Here is a 26,674-nt window from a genome sequence, read left to right as displayed (position 1 = left end):
AAAAGTACAAATGTAAAATGTATTAGTGATGAATAACGAAGAAAAACTATCAACTGACAACCATCAACCATCAACCAATTTTGAAACCTTTGCCATAAGAACCCAGACTGAAAGAACCCAGTTTGATGAGCATTCCACGCCTTTGTATCTCACATCCAGCTTTATTTTTCAGGATGCGGAAGACATGAGGGCGAGCTTTGCGGAAGAAAAACCAAAAAATTTATACAGCCGTTTTTCCAATCCGAACGTAACAGAATTTACCGATAAAATTGCCAAAATGGAAGGCGCAGAAGCAGGGTATGCTTTTGCCACAGGAATGGCAGCGATCTACTCCACATTTGCGACTTTGTTAAATGCAGGAGATCATATTGTAAGCTGTCAGTCCGTTTTCGGATCTACACACACACTGTTCACAAAATATTTCCCGAAATGGAATATTGAAACAACCTATTTTAAAGCAGAAGATGCTTGGAATGTAGAAAAATATATTCAGCCCAACACGAAAATTTTATATCTGGAAACACCTACCAATCCTGCGATTGAGGTTTTGGATTTAGAGTTTTTCGGACAGATTGCGAAGAAACACAACTTAATTTTTATTGTGGATAACTGCTTTGCGACACCTTATCTGCAACAACCGATAAAATACGGAGCAGACATTGTGGTGCATTCCGCAACCAAACTAATTGACGGACAAGGTCGTGTTTTAGGCGGAGTAGCGGTCGGAAGAGAAGACCTGATCCGTGAAATCTATCTTTTCGCCAGAAATACAGGACCTGCAATGTCGCCTTTCAACGCTTGGGTCTTGTCTAAAAGTCTCGAAACACTGGCAATTCGCGTAGAAAAACATTGTGAAAACGCTTTAAAAGTAGCCGAGTTTCTTGAAAATCATCCCAATGTAGAACTGGTAAAATATCCGTTCTTAAAATCTCATCCAAGCTATGAAATTGCAAAAAAACAGATGAAGCTAGGCGGAAACATTGTTGCCTTCGAAATCAAAGGCGGAATTGAAGGCGGAAGAAACTTTTTAGATAAAATTAAAATGTGTTCCCTTTCCGCAAACTTAGGCGATACGAGAACCATAGTAACGCATCCTGCTTCTACAACGCACTCCAAATTATCCGATGAAGAAAGAAACGAAGTCGGAATTACTGCAGGTCTGGTTCGTTGTTCAGTAGGTCTGGAAAATGTGGAAGATATCATTGCAGATTTAAGACAGGCATTGGATTAATTTGATTTGAGCAGCTTTATCCGCCTTCCGCTCCCGCTTTTTTGCCTCCGCTTCGCTGCGGCAAAAAGAGCTCCGCTCAAGTCGGGCTGCGAAAGATTCAGCATTATAAAACCCGAAGGGTTTAACAATAATAACCGTAGGTGCAACCTATGGAAAAAAATATAATAAATGAAAAATTCAGAACAATTATACAAAGCATTATCCGAAAGAATTTTAATTCTCGACGGAGCGATGGGAACCATGCTTCAGCGGTATAAATTCGAAGAAGAAGACTACCGTGGCGAACGTTTCAAAAACTGGGAACATCCGGTAAAAGGAAACAATGATTTGTTGTCTTTAACGCAGCCTCATGCCATTGAAGAAATTCACAAAAAATACCTTGAAGCGGGAGCAGACATCATCGAGACCAATACATTTTCAGGAACAACCATTGCCATGGCAGATTATCACATGGAAGATCTCGTTTACGAACTGAATTACGAATCTGCAAAAATTGCAAGAAAAGCCTGCGACGAATACACTGCGAAAAATCCGGATAAACCAAGATTTGTGGCAGGTTCTATCGGTCCAACCAACAGAACAGCAAGTTTAAGCCCCGATGTAAACGATCCCGGATACAGAGCGATTACTTTTGATGAACTGAGAATTGCTTATAAACAACAGTGCGAAGCTTTATTAGACGGAGGATCGGACATTCTGTTGGTAGAAACCATTTTCGATACATTGAATGCAAAAGCGGCACTTTTCGCCATTGATGAGATTAATGAAGAAAGAGGAATTAATATTCCGATCATGGTTTCAGGAACAATCACGGATGCTTCAGGAAGAACATTGAGCGGACAGACAGCAGAAGCATTTTTGATCTCAGTTTCTCATTTAAACCTTTTGAGTGTAGGTTTTAACTGCGCTTTGGGAGCAAACCAATTGACGCCTTATCTGGAGACTTTAGCCCACAATTCAGAATTTGCTGTTTCAGCTTATCCGAACGCAGGTTTACCAAACGCTTTCGGGAAGTATGATGAAACTCCGGAAGATATGGCGAGTCAGATTAAAGAATATGTAGAAAAAGGATTAATCAACATCATTGGAGGCTGCTGCGGAACAACGCCGGATCATATCGAAGCAATTGCAGATCTGGTTTCGCAATATCCGCCGAGAAAATTGAAAGAATTTGTCTGAAATAATAGAATTTTTTAATTAAATCATAAGAAAAAGGAACAGTTTTTAATATTATCTTTAATTATCACACAAAATTAAATATAATGGAAAAACCTATTTACTTTAAAGATCCGGAGGATGCCAGATTATTTAATGAACTCAGAAAAAAAGTGAACCAAAGAGTAGAATCTATTCCTGAAAACAGGGACATTTACATTCAGATCAAAGCGGTTATTCTGCCTTTGGTCTATTTCGGTTTATATGTCTTTGCACTTCTACATGCAGACCAGCCTTCTGTGTATATTTTGAGTTTTATTTTAATGGGGCTTTCTCTGGTTTTAATTTATCTGAATTTAATTCACGAAGCAGCTCACAATAATATTTTCAAAAGTAAAAGACTGAACAGTCTGGTTTTACAGATTTTCGATTTTGTGGGAGCCAATTCCTACATCTGGAAGAAAAGACACATCGCAAGCCATCACGCATATCCCAATGTAGACGGTTGGGATACGGATATTGAGCAGAGCGGATTGCTGTTAATCGTTCCCTGGATCAGGGCAAAAGGAATTCAGAAATATCAGCATTTCTTTTTCTTTCTGGTCTATCCTTTATATCTGTTCAACTGGATGTTTATCCGCGATTTCAGAGATTTTTTCGATAACGAAAGAGTGATCCTGAAAACGCAGGGAGCGATTCCGAAAAAAGAAAAAATTAAAATGGTGGCGTATAAACTGTTTTACTTTTTCTATCAGATTGCCGTTCCCGTTCTGTTTTTTAAAGTCTCTTTAGGCTTGGCTTTGGGAGCATGGTTTTTACAAGTAATTGCAGCGAGTATTTTTGCGCTTTTTGTATTGTTGCCACTGCATCCGCTTCCCGATAATGCCTTCCCGAAACTTGATGAGAAAAACGGACTTCCTTTTAGCTGGCTTCACCATCAGTTTGAAGTCACCAACGATTTAAAAGAAAATAACTGGTTTGTAAGAAATGTACTGGGAAATTTCAACTTTCACGTTGCCCACCATCTTTTTCCGAATTACAGTTATGTCTATTATAATGAAATTACAGAAGAAATCGAGCAGTTTGCCAAAGAACACGGCTTAGCATACAAAAGATTTCCAATGACCACCGCTTTGGGCAAACATGTGGATTTGCTGAAGCAAAATGCAAATAATGCATATTTTATTTTAGAAGAATAAATTGATGAAATATTTAAGATTATCGGGGCTTGAGCCTTTGATTATTACACCGGAAAGTAACTTTATCAACGTTGGGGAAAGAACCAACGTTGCCGGTTCAAAGAAATTTTTAAGATTAATAAAAGAAGAAAAATTCGGGGAAGCGCTCGATATTGCACGTCATCAGGTTGAAGGCGGTGCGCAGATTCTCGACGTTAATTTTGACGATGGACTGATCGACGGAAAGGCTTCCATGATTAAATTTTTAAACCTGATTGCCTCAGAACCGGATATCGCAAGAATTCCTCTCATGATCGATTCTTCAAAATGGGAAATTCTGGAAGCCGGATTGCAGGTTGCACAGGGAAAATGTGTGGTCAATTCCATCAGCTTAAAAGGAGGTGAGGAAGAATTCATCAAACAGGCAAAAGCCATCAAAAGATACGGTGCCGCAGTGATTGTCATGGCTTTTGATGAGGTGGGACAAGCCGATACCTACGAACGCAGAATCGAAATATCAAAACGTTCCTATGATATTTTAGTGAATCGTTTAAATTTCCCTGCCGAAGACATTATTTTCGATTTAAATATTTTCCCTGTGGCAACGGGAATGGATGAACATCGCAGAAATGCCATCGATTTTATTGAAGCAACAAGATGGGTCCGCCAGAATCTTCCGTATGCATCCGTGAGCGGGGGAGTTTCCAATGTTTCGTTCTCGTTCCGTGGAAATGATACGGTGAGAGAAGCGATGCACTCGGTTTTCCTGTATCACGCTATTCAGGCAGGAATGAATATGGGAATCGTAAATCCTGCGATGCTGGAAGTATATGATGAAATTAATAAGGAACTTCTGGAACTCGTTGAAGATGTGATTCTCGATAAAAGAGAAGATGCTACAGAAAGACTTCTTGATTATTCTGAAAAGCATAAATCAGTCAAAAAAGAAAAGGTTGAAGATTTAGAATGGAGAAATCATCCTTTGCAGGAAAGAATCACCCATGCTTTGGTAAAAGGAATCGACCGTTTTATCGAGGAAGATGTGGAGGAAGCAAGACTACAGGCAGAAAAACCGCTTCATGTTATTGAAATTAATTTAATGACCGGAATGGGCGTTGTCGGAGATCTGTTCGGAAGCGGAAAAATGTTCTTACCGCAGGTTGTAAAATCGGCGAGAGTGATGAAAAAAGCGGTGGCTTATTTACAGCCATTCATCGAAGCCGAAAAAGACGGAACAAAACCTGCCAACGGAAAAATCCTGATGGCAACGGTAAAAGGAGATGTTCATGATATCGGTAAAAATATTGTAAGTGTAGTTTTAGGATGCAACAATTATGAAATTGTGGATCTTGGCGTAATGGTTCCTGCTGAAAAAATTATTCAGACTGCGATTGAAGAAAAAGTAGATGTGATCGGACTTAGTGGATTAATTACACCAAGTCTGGATGAAATGGTGTACATCGCTCAGGAACTGGAAAGACAGAATTTAAATTTCCCTTTGCTGATCGGTGGCGCAACGACATCAAAAGCGCACACAGCCGTAAAAATCGATTTAAAATATAAAAACGCCGTAGTTCACGTCAATGATGCTTCCAGAGCGGTAAATGTGGTAAGTTCATTATTGGGCGACCGAAATAAAGAATACGTTGATGATCTGAAAAGTGAATATTCCGAATTCCGTGAAAAGTTCCTGAACAGACAGGTAGAAAAAGACTATGTTTCTATTGAAGAAGCCAGACAGAATAAGTTTAAAATCGACTGGGAAAATGAAGAAATTTTTACACCCAATCAGTTAGGAATTACCGTTGTTGAAAATCAGGATCTGAAAGAATTATTGCCTTTCATCGACTGGTCACCTTTTTTCAGAAGTTGGGATCTTCACGGCAAATACCCGCAAATTTTAGAAGATGAGGTTGTGGGAGCTCAGGCAAAAGAATTGTTCAAAGATGCACAGGTAATTTTAAAAAGAATTTTGGATGAAAAGTTATTAACGGCAAAAGCTATTTTCGGAATTTTCAAAGCCAATTCCAACGAAACGGATGATATTTTAATTTTTGATGAAAACAGCGATCAGAAAACGAAGTTCATCACCCTGAGACAGCAGGCGCAGCGTTCAAAAGGGAAAGATTATCTGGCGTTAAGCGATTTTATTGCCCCTGAAAGTTCAGGAAAAACCGATTATATGGGAGCTTTCTGTGTTACAACCGGCTTCGGAACGGATGAACTGGCGCAGGAATACGAAAAAGCAAATGACGACTACAACGCGATCATGGTAAAAGCTTTGGCAGACCGTTTTGCAGAAGCTTATGCAGAATTTTTACATAAAAAAGTGAGAACAGAATATTGGGGGTACGCCAATCAGGAAAATTTAACCAACGAAGAATTGATTGCTGAAAAGTATAAAGGAATTCGTCCCGCTCCGGGTTATCCTGCGTGCCCGGATCACTTAGAAAAACACGCAATCTGGGATTTACTGAAAGTGGAAGAAAATATCGGAGTTTATCTGACGGAAAGTTTAGCAATGTTCCCGACTGCTTCGGTTTCCGGATACTATTTCGGAAGTCCGCACGCCAAATATTTCGGATTGGGAAAAATCGCAGAAGACCAGTTGAAAGATTATTCGGTAAGAAAAGGAATTGCTTTGCAGGAAGCGAGAAAGTGGTTGAATCCTAATTTGGCAGACGGAATTTAGTTTCAGTTTCGGGGGCGGCAAAGCCGCCGCCGAAACTGAAACTTCAAAATTAAAACAGAATTTAAAAATTATTTTATTGATGATAGTTATTGGTTGTTTGATTTTTCAGTATAACCATCAACAAAAAACTTTCAACAAGCAACAAAAAAATGAAAATCACAGACCATATAAAAAACGCAAACGGAAAAACTTTGTTTTCCCTCGAAGTTGTTCCTCCACAAAAGGGAATCGGGATTGAAGATCTTTACAAAAATATTGATCCTTTAATGGAATTTAAACCGCCATTCATTGACGTTACGACTTCCAGAGAAGAATATATTTACATCGACAAAGGAAACGGATTAATGGAACGCAGAATTACCCGAATGCGTCCCGGAACCTTAGGAATCTGTGCTTCGATTCAGCATAAATACAATGTAGATACCGTTCCGCATCTGCTTTGCGGAGGTTTTACCAAAGAAGAAACAGAATATCTTCTGGTAGACTGTATGTATCTCGGAATCGATAACGTGATGGCACTCAGAGGCGATGCGATGAAAGGGCATCAGTATTTTGAACCGACTCAGGGAGGTCACGGAAGTGCAATGGAATTGGTTCACCAGATTAATGATTTGGGAAGAGGAAAATATCTGCATAATCAGGATGAAATTTGTGATGAGCATAATAAATTCTGCATCGGTGTTGCAGGTTATCCTGAAAAGCACATGGAAGCGCCATCTATGAATTATGATCTTAAATGGCTGAAACAAAAAGTGGATGCAGGAGCAGATTATATCGTAACCCAAATGTTTTTCGATAATAAAAAATTCATTGAATTCGTTCAGAAAGCCAGAGAAATGGGAATCACTGTTCCTATTATTCCGGGAATTAAACCAATTGCCACGAAAAAGCATTTAAAGGTTTTACCTCAGATTTTTAAAATTGATCTTCCGGAAGATTTAATAAACGAAGTGGAGAATGCCAAAAATAATGAAGCCGTAAAACAAATCGGAATCGAATGGGCAATCGCACAGTGCAGAGAACTGCTGGAATTCGGAGTTCCGGTTCTGCATTTCTATTCCATGGGGAAAAGTGATAATATTAAAAAAGTAGCCGGAGCGCTATTCTAATAAAGTGAAAAGTGAATTTTTGATTGGAGTTCTGCATTTTTGCAGAGCTCTTTTCAATAGATTTCGGCGGCGAAGCCGCCGAAATCTATTGAATCACAAAACAGGATGCCTCTCAAACTCCTTATTCCTGTCAAAAAGATAACGGTACGTCGCTAATTTTCGGGTGACCGTAGTATCAAGATTTTCCGCAATTTTAATCATCTTAGGGTTAAAATCCCCGATCCACTGCATTTCAGTGATTTTAAAATCTGTATGTTTCCTTAAATGTTGCGTTCCTTCCCAGATCATGTAGCCTTCAACACCTTTCCTTTGCCATTCAGGAACAACGCCGAAAACCAGACCCACCATTTTTTCGTTCTTTTTAAACTGTTTAATCCAGAGAAACTTCAGCTTTTCCCAGATCCCGAATTTTCCGTTCAGATATTTAAACCACTGATTCGTATCCGGAAGATTCATCCACATCGCAATCGGTTTTTCATTTTCGTAAACAAACCATGAAATATGTTCATTGATGATCGGTTTCATCGTTTTAAACATTTTCAGAACTTTAGATTCCTGAAGACATTTTCCTTCGCCGTGTGCAGCCCATGCTTTATTATAAATTTCCGTAAAATCTTTGGCGAATTTCTCCAGATTATTTTTCGTCATCGGTTTTGCGGAAAGATCTGGATTCTTACTGTGTTTGGCGTGCATAACCGTAAAAAGTCTCGAAACTTCGGCAAAAATAGGTCTTGAAAAACAAAGCTGCTCAAAATAAATTTTAAACCCGTAGTTTTCAAAGAGATCTTTGTAATAAGGAAAATTGTAATTCATTCCGTACAGAGGTTCGATAAAACCTTCAATTACCAATCCCCAGAATTTGTCGCGCTCCCCGAAATTAATTGGTCCGTCCATTGCTTCCATTCCCCTTTCCTGAAGCCAGCTTTTGCAGTGATCAAAAATAAAATTTGCAGTTTCCTGATCGTTGACACAGTCGAAAAATCCGATTCCGCCGGTTGGCTGTTTTTGCTGATACGTTTCGTTAATGAAAACCGCAACTTTGCCTACGGTTTTATTTTCTTTATTTTTAAACAAAAATCTTGCACATTCGCCGTTTTTAAAAAATCTGTTTTTTTGAGGGTTAAAAATATCTTCGATATCAATATTTCGGGGTCTTATATAGTTTTTGTCTTTTTGATAAAGCCTTGCCGGAAATTCTAAAAATTCCTTTCTCTGAGATTGGTTTTGTACTTCTTCAGCAGTAATCATGGTGTAAAATGATAGTGGGGGTAAAAGATAATGTTTTTCGCCCAAATTAAATATGACTAACAGATTTTATCCGTATTTTTGTGCAAATTAAATAAAAATGGTTGATTTTACGGATAACGACGATGATATTTTCACAGGAAAAGAACATACGCCTATTAGGGAAGATGCTTTTGATAAATCACCGGAAGAAAAAATAGAAAAAATTACCGAACTTTTTGGGGAGATCATGGAAACGCTGGGTTTAGACATGACCGACGATTCTCTGAAAGACTCTCCGAAACGTGTTGCTAAAATGTACGTAAATGAAATTTTCGGAGGACTTCTTCCAGAAAACAAACCGGGAATTTCCACATTCTCAAATAAATACAAATACCGCCAAATGTTGGTGGAAAAAGATATCACCGTTTATTCGTTCTGTGAACATCACTTCCTGCCGATTATCGGGAGAGCGCACGTTGCTTACATTTCGAACGGAGAAGTTATAGGTCTTTCAAAAATTAACAGGATTGTGGATTATTATGCAAAAAGACCGCAGGTTCAGGAAAGACTCACCATGCAGATTGTGAATGCTCTGAAAGAAGCTCTAGGAACAAAAGACGTTGCCTGTATCATTGATGCAAAACACCTTTGCGTTAATTGCAGAGGAATTAAAGATACCGCAAGTTCTACCATTACTGCAGAATTAAGCGGAATTTTCAGAACCAATCCTATCACAAGACAGGAGTTTCTTCATTATGTAGGAAGCCATGCGAAATTGGATTAAATGAAAAATTGTACTATTTTTAATAATGTTAAACGATATTAAATATGAACTCCAATATATCCTTTCAGGAAAGAGCGAAGTTAAGTATGGAAATACTATCCAAACAATCGCCGGTTACCTTAGAAGAAGCCAAGAAACAGGCAGGCTGGCTTCAAAAGAAAAGTATTTCAAAAGAAAAGAAACATTAGAGTTAATCGATTGGATTAATTTTAATAACTTTTGGTATAATACGATAGATTTTAATCTGTTTGTATCAGAAGGAGCGGAGCAAAAAGTATATTTGAAAGATGATAGTTTTGTTTTAAAGCTGAATGATTCTATTTACTATGAATCATGGCTGGATTACTTTCATAATCTCCTTTTAAATAATTATTTTTTTCCGGATACAGCATATGAATTAATTGGATTTTATTTGAATTCAGACAGTTTATATGCAGTTGTTAAACAAAGATTTGTTAAATTGGATCAGTTAACTGATCTCAGAGAAGTTAAAAGTTTTCTTGGTAATAATGGATTTGAAAATATAAGAAACAATGATTACTATAACTCTTCCTTAGGAATTATTCTGGAAGATCTCCATGACGAAAATGTCATTACACAAAAAGGAGTGTTATATTTTATTGATACCGTTTTTTATATTAAACCTGAAATTTTCTGGAAGTAAATTATAATGATAAAATTTAAAAAAGTTTCATACAAGATATTTGTAACAACCATTATTTGTTGTTGCTGTACCTGCTGCTGTTAAAAGGTTAAAATCTTTTAATTAATAAACTTTACACTAAATTTTAAAAATCATTAAATCAAAATAAAAAAATGCAATTAAAAATATACAACTCGCTTGCGGGAGAAAAAGAAATATTCAAGCCGATTTTAGAAGGAAATGTAGGAATGTATGTCTGCGGACCGACCGTTTACAGCAATGTACACTTGGGAAATGTAAGAACTTTCCTTTCTTTCGACTTCATCTACAGAAGCTTGATGCATTTGGGTTATAAAGTTCGTTACGTAAGAAACATTACCGATGCAGGTCACCTTACCGACGATGGGGACGTGAATAACGACAGATTTGTAAAACAAACACGTTTAGAAAAGTTAGAACCAATGGAAATCGTACAGAAATACACGGTCGATTTTCATAAAGTGTTGGATATGTTCAATTTGCTTCCTCCGAATATTGAACCGACTGCAACCGGTCATATCGTGGAACAGATCGAGCTGACTCAAAAGTTAATAGAAAGAGGATTCGCCTACGAAAGCAACGGTTCTGTGTATTTCGATGTGTTGGAATACAACAGAAGAGGCTTAAACTATGGTGAACTTTCGAAAAGAAATATCGAAGAACTTTTTGCCAATACCCGTGATCTCGACGGACAGGGTGAAAAGAAAAATCCGCAGGATTTCGCATTGTGGAAAAAAGCTTCTCCGGCACACATCATGAGGTGGAATTCGCCTTGGGGAGAAGGTTTTCCGGGATGGCATCTGGAATGTACTGCAATGAGTACAAAATATTTAGGAGAAACTTTTGATATTCACGGAGGCGGAATGGATCTGAAATTTCCGCACCATGAATGTGAAATCGCACAGGGAAAAGCCTGCAATGATGCTTCTCCGGTAAATTACTGGATGCACGCCAATATGTTGACGATGAATTCCCAGCGTATGAGCAAATCCACCGGAAATTATATTTTGCCGATGCAGTTGGTGACAGGAGAAAACGATTTCTTCGAAAAGCCTTTCCATCCTTCCATCGTTCGTTTCTGCTTTTTGCAGGCACATTACAGAAGTGTTTTAGATATTTCAAATGATGCCATGATTGCGAGTGAAAAAGGATACACGAGATTGATGGAAGCCATTAAAGTGTTGAACAGCATCACTCCGAATGACGAAAAACACTCCGGTTTCAGTCTTGAAGAGTGGAAGAATAAAGCCTATGATGCATTAACGGACGATTTTAATTCTCCGGTTTTAATTGCACATTTATTTGAAGCGGTAAAATATATCTTTGCTTTAAATGATGGAAAGGAAACTGTTTCAACGAAAGATTTAGAGGAACTGAAATCTACTTTAAATGCTTTGGTTTTCGACGTTTTGGGACTTCAGACGATTGAGGAAAACAATAATGAAAAACTGGATCAGACCCTGAAAGTTTTAATCGAGTTGAGAAATCAGGCAAGAAAATCAAAAAATTTCGAGCTTTCCGATCAGATCCGCGATAAGCTTCTTGCTGAAGGCATCGAATTGAAAGATGGAAGAGACGGAACTTCTTATGTTTTGAATTAGAATAAAGCTTTACGGCTTTTAATATATCTCCCGCAGATTGTACAGATTGCGCAGATTTTTTACAGAATCATCCGCCAAATCTGAAAAATCTGCGGGAGTTTTTTTATACATAATACTGTCATTTCGACGAAGGAGAAATCTATTTTCAAAACTTAGCCTAAACCTTATTTTCAAACTAAAAAAAAATTAAAATCCAATCCAAAAATTACGTAACTTAGTCATAATAAAATGATTAAAAATTTAAATGGAGAGACTATGAAAAAACATTTATTCCCTTTATTTCTGTTGTTGATGGGCGCAAACGCTTCGGCACAACAGGATTTTTTTGCTTTGGTCGGAAAAGATACTCAGAGTATTGTTTTCAATGATTTCCGTTCCATCGACGGAACAAGCGGAACTTCCGGAGAACAGATTTTTAATGCAGATTCTTCTGCAAGAGTTTTCTCACAGAGCAGAAACGGCGCTGTAGCGGAGGATAAAAATACCTATAATAATGCGCAGGCTGTAAATATGGCAACGCTGGCTTATGATTCTTACAACAATAATCTGATCTATATGCCAATGTTTTCTTCCAATATTTATGTTTTAAATGCCAAAACGAAAGAAATTACGTTGGTAGAAAACAGTGTTGCAAGAGTTACTTCATGTGAAATCAATTCTCATGTAACGAGAATGACAACTGGTTACGACGGAAATATTTACGCGATCAACAATTCCGGAACACAGTTTTTGCAAATCAGCAGAAAAGGAAATCAATATGTGGTAAACGATTTGGGAATCATTAAAGATGACGCTTCCAACGGAAAAAATTCTTTCACTACTATTGAAACAGGTTTCGGAGGAGATATGATTGCCGATGCAGAAAATAATTTCTATGTTTTTTCGGCTTCGGGAAATGTTTTCAAGGTTTCACCAAAGGAAATGAAAGCAAAATTCATAGGAAAAATTGCCGGAATTCCTGAAAATTATTCCGTAAACGGATCTGCGGTAAATTCAAAAGGAAAAGTAGTGATTGCAAGTGCAAAAGGTGCTCCTCTTTATGAAGTGGATCTTACTACTTTACATGCAAAACCGCTTGGAGGAGAACAGAATCTGCATATTTATGATTTGGCAAGTAAATATTTTGCGAATGATAAAGCCGTTTCTAATAATGCTTACGCCAATCTGGATATTTATCCGACAAGAGTGGATGAAAAGTACATTAACGTTAATGTAAATGATAAAGCTGTAAAAGGAAATATTAAACTGAATGTCTTCGATCTCTCAGGAAAAAATGTGATGAAGCAGAATTTATCTGTAAAAGACGGGTCTTTAAATCAACAGGTTTATCTTAAAAATCTGATCAGCGGAGCTTATCTGGTAAACATTACCGACGAATCCGGAAAAGTATTATTAAACAAGAAAATTTTAGTTACAGAATAATCTTTAACTTTGTATAAAGCTTAGAAACCTTTTCAGACATTTTGAAAAGGTTTTTTTTAATGAATATTTGATATTCAATAAGTTTTATTTTTCAGGATTATAATGTATTTTTATAAAAAAATATAAATGAAGCTATACTTTAATGTAGGTTACAGTGCGAAAGTCGGAGAGAATCTGCAATTGATGATCAAAGATGAAGGCTCTGTACATCAGACTCATGCTATGTTTTACGGAGAAAACGGATTGTGGAAGTGTGAGGTGGATTACTTTTCCAAAACCATATCATATCACTATCAGCTTATCGATGAAAGAGGAAATATTCTTCGCGAGGAGTTTGTTCCGCATCATCTTACTTTTCCGCACAATTACAAAGAATTTGTAATTTTTGATGAATGGAATAATAAAAATTTCCCTGAAAACTATCTCAATAATAAAATTCTCTACAACAAACTGAACACCTTCAAGCCGGAAAAAGTTTCTGTGTTGAAAAAGCATACGCATTTATTCAGAATAGAAGCTCCGATTTATAATCCGGACTGGAAGATTGTTGTATTCGGAAGTACGGCTTCATTAGGAAATTGGGACTACGAAAAGGCGATCCATCTGTCTCAGACTGATTTCGGCATTTGGGAAACTTCTCTGGAAATTCCTGAAAACGAATTTATTCAATATAAATACTGTCTTTACGATGCCGGTAAAGGCAAAGTAATCGATGTGGAAACAGGCGAAAACAGATTTGCTCTGCCCAATCAGTCGAAGGACGTTTTACAGATTGTTTCGGATCATTATTTTAAATTCAAACTGTATCAGATGTATCACGATGCAGGAGTTGCGGTTCCTGTTTTCTCTCTGAGAACGGAAGACGGTTTCGGTGTTGGTGAATTTTCTGACATGAAAAAACTGGCAGACTGGGCAAAGGAAACCAATCTTGGAATTATCCAGATTCTGCCGATTAATGATACAACGGCAAATTATTCATGGACAGATTCTTATCCTTATGCTGCAGTTTCTGTGTACGCGCTTCATCCGCAGTATATTTCCCTTGAAAATCTCGATTTTGCGTTACCGAAAGATTTAATGGAAGATTATCAGGCTGAAAAGTCAGAACTAAATTCATTAGAATTAATCGATTACGAAAAGATGATTTCCGGAAAATGGAAATATCTGACTGCCATTTTTAATGAAGATAAAGAAAAGATCTACAAGGAAAGAAACTTTAGGAAATTCATCAAAGACAACGAGAGCTGGCTTCTTCCTTATGCAGCTTTTTGTGTATTGAGGGACAAATACAAGACTCCGAATTTCAACGAATGGAAAACGCATAAAAAATATATTGCAGGAAAGGTTTCTGCATTTTTCTCTGCAAAAAGTAAAGATTATGATGCTTCTATGCTTCATGCATGGGTTCAGTATCAGCTTCATAAACAATTAAAGGATGCGATTGATTATACGCATAACCTCGGAATTTCCGTAAAAGGAGATCTGCCGATCGGAATCTACAGACATTCTGTGGAAGCATGGACAGAACCTGAACTTTTCGGAATGGATTTTCAGGCAGGAGCACCGCCGGATCAGTTCACAGAATTGGGGCAGAACTGGGAATTCCCTACCTACAATTGGGAAGCCATGAAAGCTGATGATTACAAGTGGTGGAAAAACAGGTTCAAAGCATTGGAACAGTATTTTGATGCGATGAGAATCGACCATATTTTAGGGTTTTTCAGAATCTGGAGAATGCCGGTTTCTGCAACTCAGGGAATTTTAGGATATTTTTATCCTGCCGTTCCTATTACGCTGGAAGAATTCAGTGCAAGACATATTCCTTTTAATTTCGACAGATACTGTAAGCCATTTATCAATGATCAGATTCTCTGGAAATATTTAGGCGAAAACAGTGGAAAAGCGCTTGAGTTCATCAATAATAATCAGGACGGAACCTATTCATTTAAAGAAGAATTCAATACCCAGCGCAAATTAGCCGACTTTTTTAAGAAAAATCCACAAGGTCCCATTGAAGATCAGTTGATTTCTCTTTGTGCCAATGTTTTATTTTTAATTGAGGAACGAAACGGACAGGTTGTTTATCATCCGAGATTTAATGTGTACAACACAGAATCTTACAAATATCTTTCGGACTGGGAGAAAAAATCCATTTATGACCTGTATCACGACTATTTCTTCAAAAGACAGGATCATCTTTGGTATGAAAAAGCGATGGAAAAACTTCCGATGATTCTTAATGCTACAGAAATGCTGATCTGCGGGGAAGATTTAGGTCTTGTTCCGGACTGTGTTCCTGTTGTGATGGATGAACTGGCAATTATTGCATTAAAAGTGCAGAGAATGCCTTCTGATAATATTCCTTTTTATAATCCAAAAGATGCAGGTTATCTGAATGTTGTTACGGCTTCCTCACATGACAGTTCAACGTTGAGACAGTGGTGGAAAGAAGATCCGGCACTTACACAGAAATATTTTAATCAGCAGTTGACACAGTATGGAAAAGCTCCGGAAGAACTGGATCCTCATTTAGCTGAAATTATAATGAAACAGCATCTTTATAATGATTCGATGCTGGCAATTTTCCCGATTCAGGAGTTTTTAGCAACGGATAAAAATCTTAGCAATCCTAAAATGGATAATGAAAGAATCAATAATCCTGCGGTTTTTCCACATTACTGGAGATACAGAATGCATCTTAATCTGGAAGATCTGAAACAGCAGAAAGATTTCAATCAAAAAATAGCCTATTGGATTAAAGATAGCGGAAGGATATAAATTTAACATTTGATTATCAATTAGTTAATAATAAATTAAAAGAAGTTGGATCGGAAGATTTAACTTCTTTTTTTTATTTATATCCAAAAGATAGAAGAGAAAATTCGACTATATTAACCAATTAACGACTATAGTAATGAAAAAAATATTAATCAGTTTTGCTTTGGGTATGGCGACTTTATCGTTTGCTCAGCAGTATCCGAATAATGGCTGGGAAGATGACGGCTATTATCAGAATGACGGAGGCTATTACAGTGATGAAGACGATCAGAATTATTTTCCAGACGATTATTACTACAATTATCCGCAGGATTATTATCCACAGGATTATTACCAGACCAATTACAATGATTACAGGAACAGCATTATAAGCATCAACTGGAATGGCTTTTTTGCCCAAAACAGACTGAATCGTTGGCAGATAGATCAGATCATGAGACTGAATAATCTGTACGTAAGTTTCTCTACATGGAATAATTTCTACAGATACAATCCTGACAGATGGTATTATGACAGATTCTACGCGTTGGAAAGAATTATGGGACCGAGAGTTTTTGTGGTGTTCCAGAATAATTATTACAGAGGGTACAGTCCGGTAGTTTATTTTCAGAATTACCGAAGAACTCATTATGCAGGAATTTGCAGACCGATGCCGCGTTACAGAAATATAAACATCAATATCTACAGAGTAGACAGAAACAAATTCCGTAGATATGATAATCCGACCTTTAATATTGTAAGAGGAAGCGACAGACCGAACAACGGTTTCCGTGGAGGTGTAAGAGATGGTAATAACGGTGGTTTCCGTAATCAGACAGAAAACAGAAACAATAATCCGGTTTTTAGAAACGATAATAGCGGAGTAAGAAGTAACGGAGGCTTCCGTGGCGGAAATGAAACAGGAGGTACAAGAAATAACGGAAGTTTCAGAAATGAAAGAGCGGAGAACAACAGCGGAACCAGAGGTGGCGGTTTCAGAGGAGGAGAAGTAAGAAGAGAAGAAGCTCCGAGACAGGAAAATAACGGAGGCGGTTTCAGAAACAATGGCGGATTCCGAAGAAATGAAAATACTGCTCCGAGAGAACAACAGAACAGAGGGGGAGGAGAAAGCAGAGGAAACAGCGGATTCCGAACCGGATTTGCAAAGAATTAATTTTCATATATTATATTTAAGTGGTGTGAGGGCAGATATTTATGATCTGCTCTTTTTTTATTTTATCATTGAAAAATTCGTGTTAAAATTTAACATTTTTTATGAGGTTTGTCTTTTAACTTTCGTTTTAACTAATAATCAAAAAGATGTATAACAATTAATTGAAGATTTAAAAAAAATGAAAAAGTTAGTTTTAGCAATAGCATTTATCGGAATGGGAAGTTTTGCAATGGCACAGCAAACAACTCCGACACCTCAGGACAGACAGGCTAAAAGAGCAGAAATGAAAGAAAAATTTCAGCAGAGAGAGCAGGAACATATGGCGCAGATGCAGAAAGATTTAAATTTAAATCAGGCTCAGGTAGATAAAATTAAAGCACTTCACGAAAAAAGAAAAGCTGAAATGAAAGCTGATTTTGAGAAAAACAAAGATCAGAGACAGGCAAAAAGAGCACAGATGGATGCCGATATGAAACAGATTCTTACTCCTCAGCAATATGATAAATGGCAGGCGGACAGAAAAGCAAAAATGGAGCAGAGAAAAGTGGCAATGAAAGAAAGAGGAATGAAAGGCGGAAGAATGCACAAACCAATGAACACGGCGGCTCCGGATGCAAATTAAGTAGTTTATAATTTTGATTTTTTAATGTGTAAGAGGACGGGATTTATTCCGTCCTTTTTCATTAAATTCTATTAAAACTTTTGATTTCGGGGTTTTATTCCCTAATTTTGACTGAAAATTTACGAATTATGGTTAGCGAAAGAATTGCAAAATTAATTAACGAACAAATAGCCCACGAACAATACGCTGCACAATATTATCTTTCTATGTCTGCATGGTTTTCCAGTAAAGATCTGGACGGGATTGCCAATTATTTTCGTGTACAGAGCAAAGAAGAATTAATGCATGCGGATAAGATGTTCGACTATTTAAATGATGTAGGCGGAGAAATCATCATTGGTGAAATCGCAAAGCCACCTCACGAATTTGCAAACGCAATCGATATTTTTGAAAAAGCTTTGGAACACGAGAAAAAAGTGACCAAAAGTATTTTTAATATCGTGAAAAATGCAAATGACGAAGGTGATTTTGCAACAACTTCTTTCCTGCAGTGGTTCATCAACGAGCAGGTAGAAGAAGAAGCAAGCGCATCTCAGTTGGTTACCAAAATCAAAATGGTAAGCGATAATCCATCCGCTTTATATCTCTTTGATCAGGAATTGGCGCAAAGAGTTTTTGCACCGGATACAACAGCTTAATATTTATTTTACAGCATAAAAAACGAAAAGAGCAGAAATTTCTGCTCTTTTTTGTTGATAATTATATTTAATTCTTAATGTTTTACTATCAGATGGATAGATTTTTTCTCAGAATTAGCGAGAATACTTACTACGTAAACTCCATTCGGAAGATCGTTAATAGAAAATACTTTTCTGCTGATTCCTTTTCTTAAAGATTCGGATTCGGAAATCGTTTTAAGTGTTTTTCCGTTATAATCTGCCAATACGATATTTACTTTTGCATCTTCAGCCAGATTAAATTCTAAAGTAGCATTGGAAGAAGCCGGATTTGGAGATAATTTCACATCCTGTAAAATGGCAGACTGAGCTTTTGCCTGTCTGCATTTGTCGTCGCAGAACTGCTCTCCGTCTGAAGGTTCTTTCTGGTTGATGGTAATCAGGAAATGACAAACACTTCCGTACAATTCATCAGGACTTCCTGTAATGGTTTGGGTAGCGGCAAAATCATAGCTTTCCGGTGAGGTAATACTTGTGTTTTCCTGTTGGAAACTAAGAGCAACAGGGAAATATTCTCCTGCTTTCAGCCTGATATTTTTAAGGGAAGCGTTCTGAAGATCTGTGATGATAAATTCATGTTCATTGTAATTCAGCACCTGCATTCCTTCCATTACTTTTCCTCCGTTTTCCCATCTTTCCCAGGCTATATCATTTAGTTTTACTACAATATTTCCTACGCTTTTGAAAGGCACGTTAGAATCTTTTACCAAATTGAATTTAACATCAAAATTCTTTTCAAAATCAAAATAATTTCCGAAAAAGAATCCTGATTTTTTAGGGAAAGTTCCGCTTAAGCTTACCAGTCTTGTATTTCGGGTTACAACGTTATTGTTATTGGTAACATTTGGCTGAATAGGAGCATTCGGACCCGGATTTTCGTTGTACATCGGATCTCCCGGAGATACAATTCTGCCTAAGAAACAAACCTGATTATCGGTAAGCCCTCCATAAATTGCAGGATCTACCGGATTCCATTTGGCATCAATAATATAAGTTTGTCCCGGAGCCAGAGCCGGAATTTTGAATCCCTGACCTGTTGCATATGCATTCGAAGCATTAAATCCTGTATACGGAGTAGTAAGTTCTCCACCTGCCGAAAAACCGTTAATTAACTGTATTCCGTTCCATGAGTTTGGCCATGTTTCACCAGTAGATCCCATTGTCCAGTATAATCTTGCAAAACTTGGGGCAGAAGTTGTACAGCCGATATTTCTAACTCTGAATCTCATCACGTTAAATCCTGGTCCAAGATATCCCGGATCCTGATGAGTAAAGTTTAATAGAGAACTGTTGGTACGTCTGTTCCAGATATCAGGACTCTGATAAATATTTGCCCATGTCGTCGCAGAAGGGTTAGGTTCCAGACCGATATCCGCAGAACTGTCGAAAGCTGCAAGACTGAATGTTGATTTAGCTCTTTGAACTGCCGCATAAGCATTTACCAATCCATATCCCATCTGGCTATTCCATGTTCCGTTTGGTCTTCCTGAAGTGGAGGCATAAGCATAAAGATCTGTTCTTACCTTTTGAGCAGTCTGTTCTATAATATCTCTTACCTGTTGAGCGGTTAAACAAGGGTTTGCAGATAAAATTAAGGCAGCTACACCGGCAATAACAGGACATGCAGAAGATGTTCCGTTAAAATCAGGAGTATAGTCTGAAGCATTATATCCATTGCCTCCCTGTCTGTCTGTGGTAGGCATTTTCACACCGGGAGCCATAATGTCGAGCTGACTTCCGTAGCAGCTTCCCCACCAGTTTTCTCCGTCACATGAGCCCGGATTTTTTCTTTCACCACAAGGACTTAATGCTCCAACCACTAATATTTGTGGATTCCAGTTTCCTGGATATCTGATCGTGGTATTGTTTTCATTACCTGCAGCAAAAACTACAACCATCCCTTTTCCGCCCCTGCCGTTTACCAAAGCGTTGGTAATTCCGTTTTCGATTATGGTGGAAGGTGCATATCCTCCCCATGAATTGCTGATTACATCTACGCCATTTGCTGTAGCCCAGTTGAAACCATTAGCTAATTGCTGAGGTGTATCAGCAAAGGTAAGATTAATACTTATGGAAATTAATTTTGTATTGGGAGCCACGCCGCTGATTCCTAAATTGTTGTTTTGAACGGCTCCGGCAATTCCTGCACAGGCGGTACCATGACTTCCTCTTACCACAGAAGGTGAAGTATTGGTCTGCGCATCATATCCTGATCCGAAAACATTCGCGGCAAGATCCGGATGATTCATTTCGAAACCATGATCAAAGATTGCTGTTTTCACGTTGGCTCCGGTGGATAAAGTCCATGCCGATTCAGCTTTTATATCAATTCCCGCATAAGAAGCCCCAAACTGTCCGGTATTTTTCAGTGACCACTGATTGGGATAAGAAGGATCTGCCGTAGCTTCCAGATTGTGATACATAAATTCCGGTTCCGAAGCTTCAAAAGATCCTGTTTCGTAAAATAAAGCGGACATTTCTATTGCCGTAGGAAGAGTGGAATTTTTAGAACATGAAATCGTAAACCAAAGAGGCATATATTCGTTATATCCTAATACTTCCACATTATTTTTCTGTGCTAATTCATTCAGAAGTTTGAGGTCATTTTTTGATTTTAGTTTTACATAGAAATTATTAGACATTCCCATTTTTTGTTTTTCACCACTTATAAAACAAGGGGATGCAACCAGTACATTGGGATTTTTGTTTTTTTCAGCGATATTGGCAATGTATTGTTCGTCTGAAATATTGGCGTCTGATTCAATTTCTACATAATAGCTTTTTTTATCGCTTGCCACTTTTTTCCCGTCATTCAAAAGAGAATTTTTGGTAAAGTTTTCAACAATCGGGGTGGTTGTTTTCAAATTTCTTACAACATCTGTATTGGCAGACGAAATGGCAATTGATGATTTGTCTAACTGAAGGAAATATTTTTTCCCTTTGTAGTAATAAAAATACTTAGAAGCTGTTTGTGCGCTTATGCTCAGGATCATGAAGAGCGATAAGATGAATGTAAATATTCTAATTTTTAATGGTTAAAAATTTTTTTAATGATCAGGTTTTTAATCTAAGGTGGTTTGAATAGAATTTCTGGCATAATTCATGTATTTAAGATTAATAGAATTTTATTTTTAAAATACTAATAGTCAGTGTTTTAAATTATATCTTATTAAAGGTAAATGAATTGGGTTTAAATTGCCAGTTATAGTAATTAACTGTCATCAGATATTGATTAAGTGTAATGAAAAACAGAATAAGTGTTAATTTATACTTAAGAAAAATAGATCGTAAAACGTCTACGGCGGCACCAAAGGTGCCGCCGTAGACGTTTCTTAATACAATATTTGAGATTACAAATAAATAAGCTGCGTTTTCAAAACCTTTCTTCCCAGCTTTTCCAGAATATTTTTATAATGGGCAATTTGTCTGTCATTTTTCTCAGATTCTTCACCGGTTTTAAAGTCTACAATAACGTAGCCTTCAGGACTCTTTAAAATTCTGTCCGGACGATACACGCTGCTTTCACCGTTTTCGGAAATCATGATATCTTTTTCATTGATAACCTGCCATTTTTCATCAAAAAATTCAGCGTTATTTTTTATAATTTCTTCTAAATTTCTCTCAATTTCTGCGCTTTCCTCAATGGTTATCTGACCATCCAGAACGTAGCATTCCAGAACTTTTCTGATGTCTTTTGCCGTATTGATTTGGGATAATAATTCATGGACGAAAAGCCCGATTCTTACTTTTTCAACCCGTACCTGATAATTTTTTGACGGAGTGGCAATCTTAATCGATGTATTTTTTTCGTTGATGTTTTTTAAATTCTGAATATCCTTCGTTTCAAAATGGGAGGTTTTGTCCCTTGAATGTTTTTTCAGCATCTCGGGATTCACTTCATACAGATCAAATTCATCTAGATTTTCCGGATTTTTAGACTGTAAAAACTCCAGCAATTCAAGATTGTTAGACGTTTTATTCGCTTTCTGAATATAAAAATACAATTGCTCTACCGGTCGCGTTGTCGCAACGTATTGCAGACACAGCCTGTCTACAAAGTTTTTATAAGAATTCTGGAGATTGAAATACTGGATTTCCTCATCATACACCTCAAGATTTTTACTGAACTGATTAATATTAACCGATTTTAAAGCACTGTCATTGCTCGTTTCAAACCAATTGGTGAACTCAGCATCACGATTTTTATTAATCATCGGGATAAAAACAATCGGGAACTCCAACCCTTTTGCTTTGTGGATCGTCATAATCTGGATCGCATCAATATTTTCCGAAGCCTGAATCGTGTATGCCGAAGCCTCCTCATCCCAATATTTCAGAAATTCTTTCGTACTCGCTCCTGCATTTTGTGTAAAATTGAAAAGCATCTCGAGAAAGTTCAGCAGGAAATCGGTCTCTTTATTTTCAACAGAAAATTCATTAATATAATACTCAACAAAGTTGTACAGATTGAATCTCGGGAAATTGTCCTGCTTAAGCTTCAGAGCGTATTTTTCCTGAATAAAATGCACAGTTTCTTCGTGTATTTCAATTCCTAAAATTTCCTTCATTTCCAGGGTGAAATCTGCCATCTGAATTCTTCCCAGTTTATTCAGGTAATACATCATCATGATCAGATTCGGCTTATTCTTAGGATTGCTTTCCCATCGCAGGAATTCAACAACCGCCTTAAGCGTGTTGGATAATTCTAAGGTAAGACCTTTATCGGAAATAGTTTTAATATTCGTTTCCTCTCCTTTGTAATTTACCTTCAGATTTCCCAGTTTTTGAGAATAGCTGAAAATATCAAAATTTCCGCGGCATAGAATCGTAATGTCCGAGAATTTAAAGCCGTTATCCAGAATTTCCTGAATATCTTTCCTCATGCTTTCAGACGTATCGTTGTAAAAATCCTCATTCGTAAGATTTTCTATCAGATTTACTTTTACACGTCCTTCGATCGACGATTTCGGATTTTGTTCGGCATCAGTTCCGAAAATATTTTTATGCTCTTCCGATAAAGATTCAGAATGAAATTTGTACAGTTCATTATTAAAGTGAACAATATTCTTCGCGCTTCGCCAATTGTCTTTTAAAACCAGCAAATCTGCCTGTTTAGGAGAAAATTCTTTTTTGTTGATGATATCGAGCATCAGTTTACTTTCCCCCCCACGAAAACGGTAAATACTCTGTTTCGGATCTCCAACCAATGTAAAAGAAGTATTTTCTGATGAAATCGCATGATCTCGCAAAGGAAGGAAATTCTGCCACTGCAATTCTGAAGTATCCTGAAATTCATCAAAAAAATAGTGCTGAAACTGCGAACCTACTTTTTCATAAATAAAAGCCGAAGGCTCATTCCGAAGGTTTTCGTTAATTAAAATATTAAATTTAGAAAGTAAAACAAGGTCGTTTTCTTCCTCAATTTTCTTCAGCTCATCCTGAATGTCTTTATTTACCTTTAAAGGCAGAAGCGCGGATAAAATTTTCTCTTTTTTCTGGGTTTCTATGTACAGCCGAATAAGCTGCATTCTGTAATCCAGTAATTGATCGAGAATTTCAAGAATTTCAGCTTCCTTGTTTTTTGATTTTGCCGAAGCTCCTTTCCGGTAGTTATTCACAACAGATTCTTCTGCAGTCGTTGGAAAAGGAAAACCAGGTCTTTTCTGATGATAAAAGTCTAATACTTTCGTAAAAAAGCCTCCGATTCCGTTTTTTCCCTGTGCAAAATCTTCAATTTCAATATTCCTTGATCTGAATAATTCGATGGATCGTGTAGCCAGTACAATTGCCTGTTTTTTGTTTTGGGCAATTTCTTTTCGGAGTGTATCTTTGATGTTCTCGTAATTCGTGCTGTCAAAATCCTTATTGTTTTTAAGATGCTCGTAATGAATATCTTTCACGAACTCTTTTGCCGAACCGTAAAGACTTTTGTTCAGGTTTATTCTTTCATTATTTTCGAGACTGTAATCCACATAATCCATGAAAGAGTTGGAGATTACTTCGTTTTCGCCAATCTGATCGAGCATTTTATCAACCGCTTCAATCAGAAAAGGTTCCGCTTCAATTTCCAGATTGAAATTTTTGGCGAGTCCCAGTTCATAAGAAAAGCTTCTTACCAGTCGCGAATTAAAACGGTCGATCGTTCCGATATTCAGAGTAGAATAATTATGAAGCACATAATCCAGCATTTTTTTGGCGCGGTGATGCAGTTCATCGATCGTTATTTTCAGACCTTCTTCCTCAAATGCCTTCTGAATATTTTTTAAATCCGGATTTTCTGCAAAATTATCGTTGGAAAAATTTCCAAGCCACGTCAGAATTCTTTCCTTCATCTCATTCGCTGCCTTGTTGGTAAATGTCAACGCAAGAATATTCCTGATCGACTGCTGCTGATTAGGATACCGAAGACAGATCATTAAAAGCCTCTGCACCAAAGCATAGGTTTTCCCCGAACCTGCCGAAGCATTAATTACCGTATAAGAATTTTGCATTTTTAGTGGAATTCAAAGTGCAAGTTAGCTAATTTTTAAGTGAAATTTTAACAATTTTCTGCTGCTATTTAACAGTTTTAAAAATAAAATTCTAAAAGAAATCCTAAAACGCGTTAACTGTGGTTAAACTTGCAGTTTAATTTAAAAATAACTTTAGTTTTGCTTTATAAAAAATAACCTGTGAAAATAAAACTATTCTTTGTCTTAGCTTCTCTTTTTTTCATCAACTGTAGTGCTCAGAATTATATTTTCGGGAAAGTAACTTCCGAGGATAATAATGAGATGCCTGAAGCAACGGTAATCAATATCCGGACAGATGAAAGGGTTCTTACAAACCGCGACGGTCATTTCATGATTTCGGGAAGAGCGGGAGACGAACTTCGCTTTGTAAAATCGGGTTATGAGCGTACAAATCGTAAAATTACCCAGGAAAACATCACGGCTCCTGTAAATGTAACAATGATAAGAGCGGCAGAACTGATTGCGGAAGTTGAAATTAAAAAAAACATAACGGGAGATATTAAGATCGATGCAAAAAATCTTAATCCGCCAAGAAAAGTGGAAAAACTGAAGAACGATCTGGCAAAATATATGTCGCAAAAGTCGGCTCCGGGAGTTTTGGCAGCGCGACCGGGAGAATTTGTACAGCCGGTAACCAAAGGAATTTACAGTTTCGGGAAAGTTAAAAACAAATGGGACGATGTGGATCTGATGAATTATCTGCAAAATTCTTTAGGAGACACCTTCTTTGAAGAACTTCAGATTCCTAAACCACAGATCCAGCATTTCATTCTCTATATTTTAAGAACAGGTTTTGAAAGGAAAAATATCCTGAAATACGGCTATTGTACAGAAGCGGATATGAACCGTTTTAAAAATGCAGTGTTGGGAAGGATTTCAGCTTACAAATCGCCACAACCTCAAAAATAATTGATCTTATGAATTTCAGATTAGTTATAATCCTGCTTTTTCTATTTGTGAATGGTTTTTCACAGCAAAAAATTTCCGGAAAAATTACCGATGAGGACGGAATCAGTTTACCCTCCGTTACGGTAATGAATATTTCTGCGGATAAAAAAACATATACAGGAAACGACGGAACTTTTTCTATTGAGATTGCTTCTCCGGATGACGAAATTCGTTTTGTAAGAAATGGTTTTGAAAGATCTTCCATAAAAGCAATGTATGGTTTAAACAAAGAACTGAATATTAAGCTTACGAGAATTGCAGAAGACATTGAAGAAGTGGAATTGGCTAAAATTACCGGAGATCTAGACAAAGATTCTCGCGCGGTAGCGAAAACCGATAAAGGGCAAATTGTGGAAGATGCGGTAGGATTGCCGCAACCCGTAGGAAAAATGCGAGAAAAACCGGCAGAAGTGAAGCAGGTTTTAATTCCGATCCTTTTGGGAAGCCTTAATGTTCAGGGATTGTATGATCTTGTAAGCGGCGATGCAAGAAGGATGAAGCGTCAATATCGGTATGATGATCTTCAGGAAGATATTTTGTGGGTAAGAAACAGGGTGGAAGACGAATATTTTACGAAAGAAGGCATTCCTGCGGAGCGGATTTCGGAATTTATAGAATTTGCATTTGTGAATAAACCGCAAACGCGAACTTTCGTAAGAGCCAAAAATTTAACCGGAGCTTTATCCAGAATGGACGAAGCAATGCCTGTTTTTGTTAAAAGAATTAAAGAAAGCAAAATGCCTTAATAAATGTTAAAGAAATCTTAAAATTTGGAATGAGAATTGATGCAATAGTTTAGTAAACAGACATTAAAATTATTATGGCTGTCCGCAATTTTTCATCATTAAAAAAACTTTGGGTTCTTTGTTGAGTAAAACGCCTTTGTGAACTTAAAAAGTGGTT

At 37.2% G+C, this 26,674-nt stretch carries 18 protein-coding genes; 15 read left to right on the top strand and 3 right to left on the bottom strand.

What is annotated here, in order from left to right; translation table 11 throughout:
- Positions 1 to 28: 28 nt before the first annotated feature.
- From B0E34_RS06125 to metF, 5 genes are all read left to right on the top strand, one after another.
- The gene (locus B0E34_RS06125; RefSeq protein WP_087707909.1) at positions 29 to 1,231 is read left to right on the top strand and encodes an O-succinylhomoserine sulfhydrylase; all 1,203 of its coding nucleotides are present in this window, start codon (positions 29 to 31) and stop codon (positions 1,229 to 1,231) included.
- A gap of 168 nt (positions 1,232 to 1,399) precedes the next feature.
- The gene (locus B0E34_RS06120; RefSeq protein ID WP_087707907.1) at positions 1,400 to 2,410 is read left to right on the top strand and encodes a homocysteine S-methyltransferase family protein; all 1,011 of its coding nucleotides are present in this window, start codon (positions 1,400 to 1,402) and stop codon (positions 2,408 to 2,410) included.
- An 83-nt stretch (positions 2,411 to 2,493) separates the two neighbouring features.
- Complete coding sequence (locus B0E34_RS06115; RefSeq protein WP_087707906.1) at positions 2,494 to 3,585, top strand: fatty acid desaturase family protein; 1,092 nt, start codon at positions 2,494 to 2,496, stop codon at positions 3,583 to 3,585.
- Between the two features lie 4 nt (positions 3,586 to 3,589).
- A complete protein-coding gene (gene metH, locus B0E34_RS06110; RefSeq protein ID WP_087707904.1) occupies positions 3,590 to 6,256 on the top strand; it encodes a methionine synthase in 2,667 nt (888 codons plus the stop codon).
- Positions 6,257 to 6,405: 149 nt separating this feature from the next.
- Positions 6,406 to 7,365 (top strand): methylenetetrahydrofolate reductase [NAD(P)H], encoded by a 960-nt coding sequence (gene metF, locus B0E34_RS06105; RefSeq protein ID WP_087707902.1) that lies wholly within the window; start codon positions 6,406 to 6,408, stop codon positions 7,363 to 7,365.
- A gap of 93 nt (positions 7,366 to 7,458) precedes the next feature.
- Here the strand turns inward: metF and B0E34_RS06100 are convergent, their stop codons facing one another.
- On the bottom strand, positions 7,459 to 8,613 hold the full coding sequence (locus tag B0E34_RS06100; protein WP_087707900.1) for a hypothetical protein: 1,155 nt from the start codon (positions 8,611 to 8,613) through the stop codon (positions 7,459 to 7,461).
- A 97-nt stretch (positions 8,614 to 8,710) separates the two neighbouring features.
- On the opposite strand from B0E34_RS06100, the gene folE reads away from it, so the two are divergent.
- From folE to B0E34_RS06060, 8 genes are all read left to right on the top strand, one after another.
- Positions 8,711 to 9,376, top strand: coding sequence for a GTP cyclohydrolase I FolE (gene folE, locus B0E34_RS06095; protein ID WP_076395046.1), 666 nt, complete (start codon positions 8,711 to 8,713; stop codon positions 9,374 to 9,376).
- A gap of 25 nt (positions 9,377 to 9,401) precedes the next feature.
- Complete coding sequence (locus tag B0E34_RS06090; protein WP_228423021.1) at positions 9,402 to 10,040, top strand: putative polyvalent protein kinase domain-containing protein; 639 nt, start codon at positions 9,402 to 9,404, stop codon at positions 10,038 to 10,040.
- 152 nt (positions 10,041 to 10,192) lie between these two features.
- A complete protein-coding gene (cysS, locus tag B0E34_RS06085) occupies positions 10,193 to 11,659 on the top strand; it encodes a cysteine--tRNA ligase (protein ID WP_087707898.1) in 1,467 nt (488 codons plus the stop codon).
- Positions 11,660 to 11,914: 255 nt separating this feature from the next.
- Positions 11,915 to 13,081: a T9SS type A sorting domain-containing protein gene (locus B0E34_RS06080; protein ID WP_087708008.1), complete on the top strand. Its 1,167-nt coding sequence runs from the start codon at positions 11,915 to 11,917 to the stop codon at positions 13,079 to 13,081.
- A gap of 126 nt (positions 13,082 to 13,207) precedes the next feature.
- Positions 13,208 to 15,859 carry a 4-alpha-glucanotransferase gene (locus tag B0E34_RS06075; protein WP_087707896.1) on the top strand — a complete coding sequence of 884 codons (2,652 nt, stop codon included), beginning with the start codon at positions 13,208 to 13,210 and terminating at the stop codon, positions 15,857 to 15,859.
- Between the two features lie 136 nt (positions 15,860 to 15,995).
- Complete coding sequence (locus tag B0E34_RS06070; RefSeq protein ID WP_087707894.1) at positions 15,996 to 17,012, top strand: hypothetical protein; 1,017 nt, start codon at positions 15,996 to 15,998, stop codon at positions 17,010 to 17,012.
- 178 nt (positions 17,013 to 17,190) lie between these two features.
- Complete coding sequence (locus B0E34_RS06065; RefSeq protein WP_087707892.1) at positions 17,191 to 17,634, top strand: hypothetical protein; 444 nt, start codon at positions 17,191 to 17,193, stop codon at positions 17,632 to 17,634.
- 128 nt (positions 17,635 to 17,762) lie between these two features.
- The gene (locus B0E34_RS06060) at positions 17,763 to 18,272 is read left to right on the top strand and encodes a ferritin (RefSeq protein WP_076395060.1); all 510 of its coding nucleotides are present in this window, start codon (positions 17,763 to 17,765) and stop codon (positions 18,270 to 18,272) included.
- A 74-nt stretch (positions 18,273 to 18,346) separates the two neighbouring features.
- On the opposite strand, the gene B0E34_RS06055 is transcribed toward B0E34_RS06060, so the two are convergent.
- A complete protein-coding gene (locus B0E34_RS06055; protein WP_087707890.1) occupies positions 18,347 to 21,304 on the bottom strand; it encodes a S8 family serine peptidase in 2,958 nt (985 codons plus the stop codon).
- 357 nt (positions 21,305 to 21,661) lie between these two features.
- Positions 21,662 to 24,802 carry a UvrD-helicase domain-containing protein gene (locus B0E34_RS06050; protein ID WP_087707888.1) on the bottom strand — a complete coding sequence of 1,047 codons (3,141 nt, stop codon included), beginning with the start codon at positions 24,800 to 24,802 and terminating at the stop codon, positions 21,662 to 21,664.
- Between the two features lie 180 nt (positions 24,803 to 24,982).
- Here B0E34_RS06050 and B0E34_RS06045 point away from each other — a divergent pair, with 180 nt between their 5' ends.
- Positions 24,983 to 25,732, top strand: a complete 750-nt coding sequence (locus B0E34_RS06045) for a carboxypeptidase-like regulatory domain-containing protein (RefSeq protein WP_087707886.1) — start codon at positions 24,983 to 24,985, stop codon at positions 25,730 to 25,732.
- Positions 25,733 to 25,740: 8 nt separating this feature from the next.
- The gene (locus B0E34_RS06040; protein ID WP_087707884.1) at positions 25,741 to 26,517 is read left to right on the top strand and encodes a carboxypeptidase-like regulatory domain-containing protein; all 777 of its coding nucleotides are present in this window, start codon (positions 25,741 to 25,743) and stop codon (positions 26,515 to 26,517) included.
- Positions 26,518 to 26,674 lie beyond the last annotated feature (157 nt).

The organism is Chryseobacterium mucoviscidosis, from assembly GCF_002177115.1.
In the GTDB taxonomy this organism is placed as follows: domain Bacteria; phylum Bacteroidota; class Bacteroidia; order Flavobacteriales; family Weeksellaceae; genus Chryseobacterium; species Chryseobacterium mucoviscidosis.
This window is presented reverse-complemented; position numbering and strand designations above follow the sequence as displayed.